The sequence below is a fragment of the Vibrio sp. SCSIO 43137 genome (genome assembly GCF_028201475.1).
In the GTDB taxonomy this organism is placed as follows: Bacteria; Pseudomonadota; Gammaproteobacteria; order Enterobacterales; family Vibrionaceae; genus Vibrio.
The window spans coordinates 2,670,155-2,683,043 of record NZ_CP116383.1 but is presented as its reverse complement, the minus strand read 5'-3'; the positions used below and the strand labels follow the sequence as shown (position 1 = coordinate 2,683,043).

Below are 12,889 nucleotides of genomic sequence, written 5' to 3'. Positions count from 1 at the left end.
TAATGACGATTAATTAACGTCAAGGCCGGCTAACTGATGCCAGTAACCGTTACATTGGTGGCTGGCCAGCTTCTCATTGTTATCGCCCTGTTCGTTGGCTCTGAACTGATCTACCCGGGAAAAGGTGTCAATGCCCAGTGGACTGAGGCGCACTACATCAACCAAGCCCTTCATACTTTGCAGATCATTGATCAGGTTATAGCAGTAACCTGACTGGGTCTGTATGCCGTTCAGATTGAATACTGCCTGTCCTTCCTGGCTAGAGACCTGAAGACCGGTCGGATAGTTAATACAGCAGGTTTCACACTCATCTTTCGGCCGGTTCTCCGCCCTTGCTGTAAAGCATCGTGCTGAATAGGCGAGGGGAAGATAGCCGTGACTGAATACTTCCACTTCAAACTGATGCCTGATATCCAGTTCATCACACTGTTGCAGAACATTACTCAACCATTCCCGTGAAAGCTCCACGGGCATACACCAGCGGGTCATCCCCTGCTTAAGGAACAGCCTCAGGGTTTGTGCATTGTAGGTGTTAACGGCAGGGCCAACTACAAAGGGGACTTTTTTCTCTGATGCTAACTGAATAGCAGAAACATCATTTGCTTCAATGGCAAAGTCACCGTTGTCGATGTACTTCTTCATTACGTTAACTTCGCTAGGTGCTTCAAGCAGCGCCATAGTCGAAAGAACCACCTGTTTGCCTGCGCCTGATAACTCACGGGCTATGCTCATCCAGTCGCCGTTTTTCATCAGCCTACGCTTGGAACAAACGGCCTCGCCAAGGTAGATAATATCGGCACTGGACTGTTTTGCCTGCTGATAGAAGTCCTCAACATCCTGCTTGGGCCAGAAGTAAAGAAGAGGCCCCAGGGCGTATTTCATTTCATTGGTCATGCTTAACTCCGTTACTGCCATTTACGGTGATAAGCACCGAGCGTTGTTTGCGTGCCTTCTGACACATTTGCCAGTGCACTGTTCCAGCAGGCATCTACCTGATAGCCTTCGGGGTTAGCCTGATAGCGGTCAATAGCCGCACGCCATGTTCTGGTTACTTGCTCCACATAAGCCGGGCTACGCTGGCGACCTTCAATTTTAACTGAAGCAACATTAGCAGCGAACAGTTCCGGAAGCAGAGAGAGGGTATTCAGGCTGGTAGGTTCTTCTAGGGCATGAATTCGTTTGCTTTCGCCATTCATCTCTACATCAAAGCGGCCTTTGCACAGAGTCGGGTACCCCGCATTTTCTCCGGCGGCATAGCGGTCAATCAGAATATCATTCAGGCGGGATTCGAGGCCGTCCTCTGTCTCCTGCCAGCGAACGTATTTTGCCGGGGAGCAGGCGCCCACAGTGTTAGGCGATTCACCTGTCATATAGGAAGAGAGGTAACAGCGGCCTTCAGCCATAATACATAAGCTACCAAAGGCAAATACTTCCAGATCCACATCCTGAGGAATATTGCGGGAGAGCTGCTTTACCTGATGAATCGAGAGTACCCTTGGCAGTACTACACGTTTGACATTGAAATTCTGCTTGTAGAAATCAATAGCCGCAACGTTTGTGGCAGAAGCCTGTACTGATAGGTGCAGTTCCAGATCAGGGTATTTGCTTGCGGCGTACTCAAGAATGGCAATATCGGCCACGATAAGCGCATCAACACCTATAGCAGCGGCGTTGTCTACTGCACGTGTCCAGCGTTCGAATCCATCGGGGTGGGCAAATGTATTGAGGGCAACGTGAAGCTTTCGGTTGTGGTCACGTATATATTGGACAGCCTTTTCAAGTTTTTTACCGGTAAAGTTTAATCCGGCGAAATGACGGGCATTAGTGTCATCCTTAAAGCCGATATAGACAGCATCGGCACCACAATCCACTGCTGTTTTGAGAGCAGGCAGGTTACCTGCCGGACATAGAAGCTCCATATTCTCAAACCATGTTATTCAAAGTCGTTCAGTGTTGGCATTTTATTGATAATTAGTAACAGAAAAGTTGATATAAGGCAGGTTTACCCGACTCTTTCCGGGAAAACTGAAGATATGCTGCAAAAATAGTCGATTAGTTTTTATGTCGGCGGTTCTGAGCCAGTAGCTCTTCTATTTCATGCTTAGGCTGAGGGCGGTGAAAGTGGAAGCCCTGAATGGAGTGACAGTTAAGGTTGGATAGCAGAGTTGCCTGTTGTCTTGTTTCAACGCCTTCAGCGACCACAGAGAGGTCCAGTGAGCGGCCAAGATTAATAATATTTTCAATTACCGTAACTTGCTTAGGTAATTTATCAATGTCTGTAATAAAGGCACGGTCAATTTTTAGCTCATCAATAGGGAAGCGGGCCAGATAAGAGAGAGAGGAGTATCCGGTGCCAAAGTCATCAATAGAGAGGGCAAAGCCTAATTTCTTAATGGCATTCAGCATTTGTAGTGTGTGCTCACTATCGCTCATTACCGCACTTTCTGTTAGTTCGAAAGTGATGCAGTTTGGGTCCAGTTCCGTTGTACGCAGCAGCTTCTCCATATAGTCGATAAGTTTGGGGTTACCGAACTGTTCCGGGGAGAGGTTAATTGCAACCCTGCCCGGCAGAATACCCTGAATTTTCCAGCGCTTAACGGTGGCAAACACCTCCCGCATTACCGAGCGGCCAAGATGTTCAATCAGACCAGCCTTTTCAGCTACAGGAATAAAGGCACCCGGGCTAATATACCCCTCGATAGGGTGCTTCCAGCGCACCAGTGCCTCGGCACCATTAATACTAAAGTCCCGTGCATTTACTTTAGGCTGATACCAGACCTCAAGGCCGTTTTGTTGTAGCGCTTTTTGCAGCTCGATCTCAAGCCAGAGTCGCATACGCGCTTCTTTGTTCATCTGATCGTAATATTTAATCAGGCGGTTACGGCCGCGATCTTTCGCTTCATACATGGCAGTATCTGCGTTCTGCAGCAATACTCTTGCATCGTTACCGTCTCCCGGGTAGGCAACAGAACCTATTGAGCAGGCAAGGCGCTTACTAAAGTGGTGCAGATCGAAAGGCTGATTGATCAGAGAGATAATTCTTTCTGCCAGTGACTCGGCTATTCTGTCATGTTCAGGCTCCGGCAGAATCAGACCAAACTCATCGCCGCCAAGATGCCCCAGAATGGCCTGAGCAGGAAGCAGCCTCTGCAGACGGGCGGAAACCTCTTTAATCACTTTATCGCCGATATGGTGGCCAAGGGAGTCGTTGATATTTTTGAAGTTATCAATATCCAGATAGAGCATCACCAGAGGGGTTTTATTGTCAATAAAGTGCTCTAAACGACGGGTAAAGCCTAAGCGGTTATATAACTTAGTCAGAGAGTCATAATGGGAGTCATGGCTGTCGCTAAAGGCGTCACCGGATTCTGTTTCCGCATCTTCAATAATGATAATTTGCGATTCGGTGCCTAACACCATGGCTTTATCGGCACTCAGTTTTACCTTACGCTCAACACCACAACGAGCTCCGGTCAGACAAGTTAACGGCCCACTTTCCAGTGTTTTACTCAGTGAGCCGTTAAACACGGTTTTTGAGTTCTCATCAATAAACAAGCGGCTAATCTGTTCGCCCAGAAGTTTATCCTGATCGCTAAAGCCCAATAAGCGTGCTGCCAACGGGTTCGCTGAAATAATATTGTCACTTTCAACCAAAATCAGCCCATCGGGAAGCATATCGCTGAGAATGGCGAACTTACTTTCTGACTCTTCCAGTGAGCGTGTCAGGATCTGTTTTTCAGAGGTGTCGATAGCATGGAAGGTAACATGCTCGATTTTGTCATCGATTAAAACAGGAGAGACGCTGAAGTGCAGGCTGGTTTCGTGTGCATCGTCATTAAGGGTGATTTCGGCTTCGACAGTTTCGCCGCCAAATGCGCGCTCATAATAGGGCTTGAGGGAGTCGTAAAACATATCGCCAAGCACCTGAGCATCGTTCATGCCCACAAGCTCGTCTTTGGTTAATCCGGCAATTTCACAGTACCTCTGGTTCACACTGCTGTAGTTGTGCTCCTTGTCCAGAATGGCAAAGAGAAACGGACTGGCGTCAGTCAGTTTTGAGAACCATTGTTGTAACTGCTTTGCTGGCATTAATTTTTTACCGATTAAATACGAAACAAACTGCACGTCGTCATTATTTTGCGCACAGTCTTGTTACTATAACCCTGATAACTTGGTTGTGAAAGCCATCCGGGTTATAGATGTTGTTTTTTGATACATAACAGGAATTATAATTCGATATCCACTATTATGGCTGAATGAAAAAACAAGGTAACGGAAAATCAGTGTGTTAAACAAGATTCGAATTCATCTAGTGCAAAATGCAGCACAAATTTTGAGATCTCCAGTCCAAATATTGCCTCAGTCTGTTCAAAATCGAGCCTTACTGGAAGGCCTTAAGCAGGTATTTCATGAAGCGCTGGAGGACGGTGATTTTGAGTTTTTGCAGGACAAGTGGCTGAGAGTCTCCATTGCCGATATGAACCTGAATTGGTACATCAGTTATCAGGATGAAAAGTTGCTGGTGTCAGACAAAGTAGAAAAAGAAGATGTCAGTTTTTCCGGTAATCTGAACGATTTGGTATTAATCGCAGGACGTAAAGAAGATCCCGATACTCTGTTCTTTCAACGCAGATTAAGCATTGAGGGAGATACTGAGCTGGGTCTGGAAGTAAAAAACCTGATGGACAGTGTCGATTTAGATGCTCTGCCTAAAGCTCTTAATGTTCTGCTGACTCAGTTGGCCGATTTTGTTTATAAAGGGGTTCACCCTGAGTCTGTAGAGAGCGGAGTCACTAATGCTTATCAGAACTGAAGCACCGGCAGATATTCTGCCTATTAATAGCCTGCTGGAGTCAGCCTTTGAGACTGACGCTGAAGCCAGACTGGTAATGTCACTAAGAGAAAACAGCCGTTTTACCTTATCACTGGTTGCCTGCACTGATGAAGGTGAGGTGATTGGTTACCTGCTTTTCACTCCCGTTACTATTGATGGTGAAGATTGTGGCTGGCAGGGACTTGCTCCTGTTGCTGTTAAGGAGTCGTTCCGAGGAAAAGGCATTGCAGGCAAATTGATAAAAGAGGGTTTTGATTCTCTGTTTGAACTTGGCTATCCGGTATCTGTCGTTTTGGGTGACCCTGACTTTTACGGCAGGTTTGGCTTTCAGGACGCAGAGCGATTCAATATGACCTGCCAATGGGATGTCCCGCAAGGCTGTTTTCAGGTGATTGAGTTGGCGCAAGGTGCCTGTTCTGATAAAAAGGGACTTATTGAGTACAGTAAGGAATTTTCACAGCTTTGAGTAATACACATTTGGCAGAATCCTATCTTAGTGAGATGGGAATTATCCGCTGGGAATTAAGCCATCCGGAGCGTCTGGAAGGCTATCATGCCCAATCAATAGTGCTGCCGGAAAAATGCAAACTATTACTGGTCTCGCCGGTGAAGCCGAAAGGTGAGCTGGCGGAGATGTTTGAAAAGGTCGTTAAGAGTATGGGGCTGGAGCTGGAACACGCTCTGCACCTGTTTCCGGCTCAGATGCCTTTTCTGGGCAAACATCATTTAAAATGGATCTGGTTTTGCGGATGTAGCGCATCACAAACCAGTGGTTTAAATGTCCTTCAATCTCCGTTGCTGACTGATATTCAGGGAAATAATCAGCTGCGGCGTCAACTTTGGCAACAGATCTGCTCTTATGACTCTGACAATTAGTCCTTTAGCTGAACAGCATCTTCAGGCTGTGTGGGAAATCGAAAAGTCGGTTCATTCTCATCCCTGGGCTCAGTCCATGATAAATGATATTGAAAGCCGGGGAGCCTGCCACCATGTACTGCTGCAAGGAGAGTCCGTAGCCGGCTATTTTTATGCGCAAAATATCGTCGGAGAAGTGACGCTGCTGAATATTGCCATTGCACCTGAGTGTCAGGGGAAAGGGTTCGGCCGAAAGTTACTCGATGAGTTTATTAATTTTTGCCAGCAGAAGCGTGCAGATAGTATCTGGCTGGAAGTCAGACAAAGTAATACCCGTGCGGTTAACCTGTATGAATCAGCCGGCTTCAATGAGGTAGACAGAAGAACAGGCTACTATCCGGCAGAGAACGGCAGAGAAGATGCAATTATAATGAGTTACTTGTTTTTTTGATAATATGGATGATAATTTGAATATCATGCTATGATAATTAAATTATCATAATTGGTAACCAGTTTAAGAAGCGGACGGTATGGAAAGCAAAAGCGCACGATTAACGATTCTTATTGACCCTAACAAAAAGCAGGCTCTGGAGCAGCTATGTGCATCTCAGGATGTGACACCTTCTCAGGTTGTTCGGCAGTTAATTCGTGATTACCTTGATAAGCACGGTATCGAATACGGAATGCCGAAACAGGTTAAAAACCCTAAAGTTAGTAATTAACTTAGTGGTTAATTTAGCAAGAGCGAACCGCTTCGCCAATATGGGCAAAGCGGTTTTCCTCTCTTATTAGATCATTCAGTCCGGCCCGGTTTAGCTTGCGGGCCACTCTGGCATTTTCCTCCGCCAGTTTTACCTCTACCCCTTGCTGTTGAAGGTTGTATATAACTTCTTCAAGTGACTGCAATCCGGTGATATCCATAAATGGAACCCTTTTAAGATCAATAATGAGTACTCTAGGTAGAGTTGCCGTGTTTTGTAACGCGTGTTCAAAGGCGTCGGCAGCGGCAAAGAAGAAAGGCCCTTCAAGAGAAAAAACCACCACATCGTCCGCTATCTCACACTCTTTTAGGCTGGGGTTCTGTTGCGGTATTGTCTGCCCAGCCGACTGATTTACTTCTACACTATCTGACATTCTTCTCAGAAAATGCAGCGTTGACAGTAGCACACCAATATTTACGGCTAAAACCAGATCGGTAAAGACAGTAAGGGAAAACGTGATCACAAGTATCACTACATCGGCAAAGGGAGCCCGCTTTATCATTTTTACAAAGTGTTTTGCTTCACTCATATTCCATGCAACCACGAATAAAATGGCTGACAAAGAGGCAAGGGGAATATGAATGGCCAGCGGTGCAAGCAGAATCAGAATCACCACCAATGTTATTGAGTGAACAATACCGGCAAGGGGGCTGTTACCTCCGTTACGGATATTGGTTGCGGTGCGCGCAATGGCTCCGGTAGCAGCAAAACCACCAAACAGGGGCGTTAGCAGATTGGCAATTCCCTGACCAATCAGCTCCTGATTAGAGTTATGGCGCTGACCCGACATACCGTCGGCCACAACGGCAGATAGCAAGGACTCTATTGACCCCAGCATAGCAATAGTAAATGCCGGCCCGATAAGGGGAATCAGTTTATCTGGCGTTATTTGTGGCAGAGAAAATTCAGGCAGCCCCTGAGGAATACCATCAAAGGCACTACCAATTGTTCTTATCTGTTCAAACTGAAAAAAGTATTGCAACAGAGTGGCCAGAAGCAGAGCAACAAGGGGACCGGGCACTTTTTTTAGCCCCGGAACTCTGGGGCTGTATAGCACGACAAGCAGCGATGTTATCGCCAGCCCTGTGGTGGCAGGATCAGCTTGGGGAAGTAACTGAACAAGCTGGATAAACTTCTGATGAAAATAGTCACCCGATACGGCAGGTAAACCAAAGAAGTCAGGCCATTGGCCAAACCAGATGGTGACTGCAATACCGGAGGTAAAGCCGACAATGACTGGTGCCGGAATAAACTTAATAACACCACCCATACGGGCCAGACCGAACAGAACTAAAATGCCGCCAGCCATCATAGTTGATAGCTGCAACCCTTCAATTCCGTACTTACTGGTGATGGCCGAGAGTACCACAATAAATGCACCTGTCGGCCCGGCAATTTGCACGCGGCTGCCACCGAAAACAGAGACACAGAGCCCGGCAACAATAGAGGTATAAATGCCTTGTTCAGGCTTTGCTCCTGAGGCGATAGCGAAGGCCATTCCTAAGGGAAGTGCAACGACTCCCACGATAACTCCGGCAATTAAGTTCTTTAACCAGTGGTGCTGTTTCAGCAGTCCCGCTTTTGCGGCTTCGTGCAGAGCTATCATGTTATACTTCTATGTGGTTTAAATTGTAATTGCATTATAATGATATTGTAATTTTGATCCAGAAAGATCTTTAACGCTATCTAGTGAGAATGAAAAACACCAAGGTATAAAAAAAGGGAGAAGCAAAAGCTTCTCCCTTACTGGTTAGAAATGGTATTTACTGACAGTGAAGCGCGTAGAGACAGGCAAGACCGCCATGGGTTGCTTTTATCTCAATACGCACTGATTCGATCACTTCATTGCGGTCGATATCAAGGATATTAGTGGACTGATGATTCTCTGTAACTTGCTTGTAGAGTTTGTTATTCAGATAAATGTCGTAGTCTTTAACACAGTTTGGTGAGACATTTTCACTATGACCCCACTGAGCCGTCTCCATAGCGTGGTCAAAGTCGTTATCAAACATCAGAGTTATACGTGACAGCTTCGATGGCGAATCCAGTGTCAGTGTCAGCTCCGGGTTAGCGTCATTGCTATCGGGAACCCAGCCGTGGCTATGATTGCTCGGGCGCAGGTGTCCATCAATAACATAGTCAGCCGAGTAAGCTTGTAAAGCTCTGTCCAGAGAAAATGCTGCAAGAAACTTATTTGGTCTGCGTTTAGGTAGCCAGAACTCAAACTCGTCCACCCCCCAGTCGCCATCAGCAATCTGGCGGGCATGTTTGGCCACTTTGGCGTTGACCGTATTGTAGACAGTGAGGATTGCCGGATACTCTGTATCCGTTGTGGCTACAGCCAGATCCATGTTTTGCTCTAGTTTTACAAATACATATTGATCCTTGGTTGCGGTGTAATCCAGACATAGCGTGCACTCTGAAATACCTTGCTCTATAGTGCAATCCTGTCCGGCATTAACCAGCTCTGGCGTGTGGTTGTGAGTTTTTGTGGCAGTCAGCAAGCGCGCCTTTAGAGTTGTCTGAGTTCCCGCTTTAACGCTCAGGCGGATCTCAGGCAGGCTTTCACCAGCTTTTAGCGGTAGCATAAGCGCCTGACTTTCAGATAACTGACGATACCCGACATTCTGTTCTACCTGTTTAAGTGCTAGTGTGGAAGAGGCGCTGACCTTGCCAGACAGGTGCTCTGTAGAAACGAGTCGCGGAATAAAGTTCCCTTTTGCCATTAGCTGCTGCTGTAGCTGGTGGATATTCCCTTTTTCAGCCAGAGCGGCCGGAGCGACGCCGTTTTGAATTGCCAGAGAGGCTGCTTCACCAATCACCTGACCGTTTAGTCCGCAGGTACACATGACCCGGGTTGAGCCAAAAGCGACATGGGTGGCTGAAAGAGTCCGGCCGCCAAGGAACAGGTTACGAATATCTTTTGAGTACATGGTGCGGTAAGGAATGGTATAGATACCCTTACTATGGAACTGGCGGCAACCATCATGTTTACTGTAGACACCATCTGCCGGATGAAGATCGATTGACCAGCCACCGAAGCTAATGGCGTCGTAGTGGTCATACTGATTGATAATATCTTTTTGCGTCAGCATATAGTCACCGATAAAGCGGCGGCTCTCTCTTTTACCGGGAATCAGACCAACCCATTCCAGTGTCATATTGGCGGCGTCAGGGAACTCACCACTATTTTTGATATAGTCCCAGACACCCCAGACGATCTTCCACAGTTCCCATTTAATGGTTTCACTGTCGCGGATAGTATCCAGCCTTCCGCCCCATTCCAGCCACCAGAGATCACAGCCATTCAGGTTCGATGACAGGCGCTTGTATCTCGGGATCTGTTTAATGTCTTTCAGGGCAAATTCCGGCGGGATAAAGTTGACCGGCTCACCGACATGTTTGGTATAGAAGTAGATGGAGTGGCCCAACTTCTGGCCGAAATTTTCGTCGGGCGCCATACGTTCATCAAACTCTTCAGAGTTTTCGGCACCGATACGGTGGCTGGCGCCGGCGAGAAAACCAATAATACCGTCACCAGTACAGTCACAGAACATATTTCCGATAAGCTGGTACTGAGTTTCATTGATGGCATTGAAAGCGGAAACCGAATGTATTGAGCGACCAGAAGTTTCATCTTCACAGTTCACTTCAAATACCGCGGTATTGAGGAAAATATGGATGTTTTTCTCTTTTTTCACCATGTCCAGCAGGATCATATCGAAGATTACCGGATTACCCTCTTTGTTTCTGAACAGGTTTTCTTCTAAAATCTCACCCATTAAGCCGCCTTCGCGGGCAAAGCGGTTATTGTTGCCCATATGGGAAGTTGCTCCCAGAGCCCATAACCTCACTTCGCTTGAGGCGTTACCGCCAAGAACAGGGCGATCCTGAATCAGGGCGACAGACTGCCCGTTTCTTGCAGCACTGATGGCGGCACACACGCCAGCCAGACCGCCGCCGGCAACGATAACATCGAAGGCGTGCTCTTTGCGGTTTAGTTGGCGCTGAGAATCGTAAGAGTAAATATCCATGTTGCTTTCTTAAGCCTCTAGTTTTATTTTGTAAAAAGCCAATCAACTTTCAGGAAAACATATGTCTTCACAGCCAAATCAAAGCCTTATTGATGGAATACGTTGTTTACAATATCTCGCATCAAGTGATGAGCCATTAGGGTGCAGGGAGTTGGCAAGGCAACTTGATATGAACCCAAGTAAAGTCAACCGACTTTTAATGACTATGGCTTCAATCGGACTTACGACTCAGGACAATAAGCGACGCTATCTTCCCGGCTCAGGTATTCATGCTTTAGGTGCTCAAGCCATGCGTAGCTCGAATTTATTTCGCAAGTCGATCACAGTGCTGGAGAACATTGCACCTCATGATCATATTGTTGCGCTCGGTGTCCTCTGGGAGGATAAAGTGGTTTATCTTTACCACTCCAAACCCGGTCAGGACAGGTACGAAGCACTTCTTGACTATAAAATCCAGCCGGCAACGAATTCTGTAATCGGTATCTGTTTACTGGCTGAGCACAGCGATGAAAAACTGATCCAGCTACTTGGCGAAGATCGCTTATCATCAATACGTCCATTGATTGAAAAAATGCGCACTGAGCATCATGTCTTTCTGAATCATTCAGATGGAGAACTCTCTATGGCGGTTCCCATTGAATCTGTCGATAAAGCCGCACTGGCTTTTGCCGGTTTCTATGGCATCAGTGATGAACAGAAACAGAAAAAACTTCAGAGACTGGAAGTACTTGCCAGCATGTTGTCCAATTAGTCAGACCTCAAAATAACGCACGTTTCTATAATAGAAACAAAATAATCTTATTGCAACTTCAGGGTGATCGCAATGTCTATACTGGATATTGTGATCGGAAACCCAATCCAACCTTTATTGCCCTAGTGGTTTCGGGCTGCGCACCTTTATATATCGTCACCTTAATAAGAGATTGATTGAGTCTGCCGGTGTCACACCCCTTGTTGATAATCACTCCGATCTTGTGCGCCTTATCAAACTTTTCCTAATAATTCGTTGATGAGTTCAATTAAAGATATTGGTATCTCTAATATAGAGACACCAATAGGTTTGTCTGCTACTCTACATTTCAGCTGAATTTGTAAAGTCTCTAGTTTGGAACAACACTTACACTCTACATTGAGGTAACTATGAATAAGTTAAAAATATGTGTATCAGCAGGACTGCTGGCTGCATCTTCAGGGGCATTTGCGTCAGAAGTAACATTCCTTAACTGGGTAACTGCAGAGCCTAGTAATAAACCCATCGTTGACGCGTTAATTGCTGAATCGAATCAGGATGTTAAGGTTCTTGCCAGCTCCTGGGGTGACATGCAGAAGAATGTCTATCTGCGTGTACGGACTAAGCAGCCTCTTGATGTATTCCAAAGCTCGGCGAAATGGCTGCCGACCTTTGCGCAGCTTCCTAACCTTGTTGATTTTAATGAGGTGTACGGTAAAGAGTTTCTTGAAAAGAATATTCCGGCTTCAGTACTGGCCGCGGGTCAATATAAAGGCAAGCAGTATGGTATGCCTTGGAATATAGGCTCAATCAGTCTGGTTTCAAACAAGAAGATGCTGCAAGAGAAAAGCATCGATACTAACCCGGAAACTATCGACGAGTTTGTTGCCACTCTAAAACAGGTGAAACAAGCTTATCCGGATAGCACTCCTTACGCCATGATGACCAAAGGCGGCAACTTGATCTCCAGTGATTTCCAGTTATGGCTTTGGGCGCACAACGGTTCAATTTTTGATGAGAGTGGCAATATTACCGTCGATTCAGACGCAACGGTAAAAACCCTTAACTTTATGAAGATGCTGGTGGACGAAAAACTGGCGTCACTGGATGTCGACCGTGGTGCTGCTCGTCGTATGTTTGGTCAGGAAAATGCCGCTTATTACTTTGATGCAACTGTGGCTCGTGGCTTTGCCAGAGACTTCTCTGGTATGGGCGCTGAATATGACCAGTATGTTTACCCGATTGAAACACCGACTCTGACTAAAGATATGCAGTCTCACTCAATGGAGTGGGGGCATCTTTTAATTATGCTCAATAGCGATGCCGCTAAAGTTAACGGCAAAATCAGTACTGACAGTGCTGCTTCAGAGCTGATCAAAACCCTCTCTATGAACAAGCAGGTTCAGATCGATTATTTCCAGAAAGCGGGTGCGATTCCTGTGACTTTTGAAGCGCGTAACGCTGATGCGGTTACCAAAGACAGTTATATCGTTAACTGGAATGCGTCTATGGGTATTCCTAAGCGTAACGAACTGTCACCACTGAAAAACAGCGCTAACTATGTTGCTGTTGTCAGTGAAGAAGTTCAGTCAGTAATACTTGGTCAGAAAGATGCTAAAGAAGCCGCGGCTTCAATGGCTTCCCGTATCAAGCGAATCATGAAGTAAGAGGCGAG

12 protein-coding genes are annotated in these 12,889 nt (G+C 46.4%); 7 read left to right on the top strand and 5 right to left on the bottom strand.

Annotation, left to right across the window (positions count from 1 at the left end; translation table 11 throughout):
- Window positions 1-9: 9 nt before the first annotated feature.
- The 3 genes from PK654_RS12555 to PK654_RS12545 all read right to left on the bottom strand — a co-directional run bounded on the left by PK654_RS12555 (window position 10) and on the right by PK654_RS12545 (window position 4,089).
- On the bottom strand, window positions 10-882 hold the full coding sequence (locus tag PK654_RS12555) for a U32 family peptidase (RefSeq protein ID WP_443088748.1): 873 nt from the start codon (window positions 880-882) through the stop codon (window positions 10-12).
- Between the two features lie 23 nt (window positions 883-905).
- The gene (gene ubiU / locus PK654_RS12550) at window positions 906-1,919 is read right to left on the bottom strand and encodes a ubiquinone anaerobic biosynthesis protein UbiU (RefSeq protein ID WP_271696113.1); all 1,014 of its coding nucleotides are present in this window, start codon (window positions 1,917-1,919) and stop codon (window positions 906-908) included.
- Window positions 1,920-2,052: 133 nt separating this feature from the next.
- Entirely contained in the window at window positions 2,053-4,089 is a 2,037-nt protein-coding gene (locus tag PK654_RS12545) for a sensor domain-containing protein (RefSeq protein WP_271696112.1), read from the bottom strand.
- A 196-nt stretch (window positions 4,090-4,285) separates the two neighbouring features.
- On the opposite strand from PK654_RS12545, the gene ubiT reads away from it, so the two are divergent.
- From ubiT to PK654_RS12520, 5 genes are all read left to right on the top strand, one after another.
- Window positions 4,286-4,813 carry a ubiquinone anaerobic biosynthesis accessory factor UbiT gene (gene ubiT, locus PK654_RS12540; protein WP_271696111.1) on the top strand — a complete coding sequence of 176 codons (528 nt, stop codon included), beginning with the start codon at window positions 4,286-4,288 and terminating at the stop codon, window positions 4,811-4,813.
- Complete coding sequence (locus PK654_RS12535; RefSeq protein ID WP_271696110.1) at window positions 4,797-5,300, top strand: GNAT family N-acetyltransferase; 504 nt, start codon at window positions 4,797-4,799, stop codon at window positions 5,298-5,300. Before ubiT ends, PK654_RS12535 begins: the two co-directional genes overlap by 17 nt.
- Window positions 5,297-5,710 (top strand): DNA polymerase III subunit psi, encoded by a 414-nt coding sequence (locus tag PK654_RS12530; protein WP_271696109.1) that lies wholly within the window; start codon window positions 5,297-5,299, stop codon window positions 5,708-5,710. Before PK654_RS12535 ends, PK654_RS12530 begins: the two co-directional genes overlap by 4 nt.
- A complete protein-coding gene (rimI, locus tag PK654_RS12525) occupies window positions 5,694-6,140 on the top strand; it encodes a ribosomal protein S18-alanine N-acetyltransferase (protein ID WP_271696108.1) in 447 nt (148 codons plus the stop codon). The genes PK654_RS12530 and rimI overlap by 17 nt, the downstream gene beginning before the upstream one ends.
- A 79-nt stretch (window positions 6,141-6,219) precedes the next feature.
- On the top strand, window positions 6,220-6,411 hold the full coding sequence (locus PK654_RS12520) for a ribbon-helix-helix protein, CopG family (protein ID WP_271696107.1): 192 nt from the start codon (window positions 6,220-6,222) through the stop codon (window positions 6,409-6,411).
- Between the two features lie 13 nt (window positions 6,412-6,424).
- Here the strand turns inward: PK654_RS12520 and PK654_RS12515 are convergent, their stop codons facing one another.
- Window positions 6,425-8,056 (bottom strand): SulP family inorganic anion transporter, encoded by a 1,632-nt coding sequence (locus PK654_RS12515; RefSeq protein ID WP_271696106.1) that lies wholly within the window; start codon window positions 8,054-8,056, stop codon window positions 6,425-6,427.
- 157 nt (window positions 8,057-8,213) lie between these two features.
- The gene (locus PK654_RS12510) at window positions 8,214-10,484 is read right to left on the bottom strand and encodes an FAD-dependent oxidoreductase (protein WP_271696105.1); all 2,271 of its coding nucleotides are present in this window, start codon (window positions 10,482-10,484) and stop codon (window positions 8,214-8,216) included.
- Window positions 10,485-10,545: 61 nt separating this feature from the next.
- Here PK654_RS12510 and PK654_RS12505 point away from each other — a divergent pair, with 61 nt between their 5' ends.
- Together PK654_RS12505 and PK654_RS12500 are read left to right on the top strand one after the other, a co-directional pair.
- Window positions 10,546-11,235, top strand: coding sequence for a helix-turn-helix domain-containing protein (locus PK654_RS12505; RefSeq protein ID WP_271696104.1), 690 nt, complete (start codon window positions 10,546-10,548; stop codon window positions 11,233-11,235).
- A gap of 389 nt (window positions 11,236-11,624) precedes the next feature.
- Complete coding sequence (locus PK654_RS12500; RefSeq protein ID WP_271696103.1) at window positions 11,625-12,881, top strand: ABC transporter substrate-binding protein; 1,257 nt, start codon at window positions 11,625-11,627, stop codon at window positions 12,879-12,881.
- Window positions 12,882-12,889: the final 8 nt, after the last annotated feature.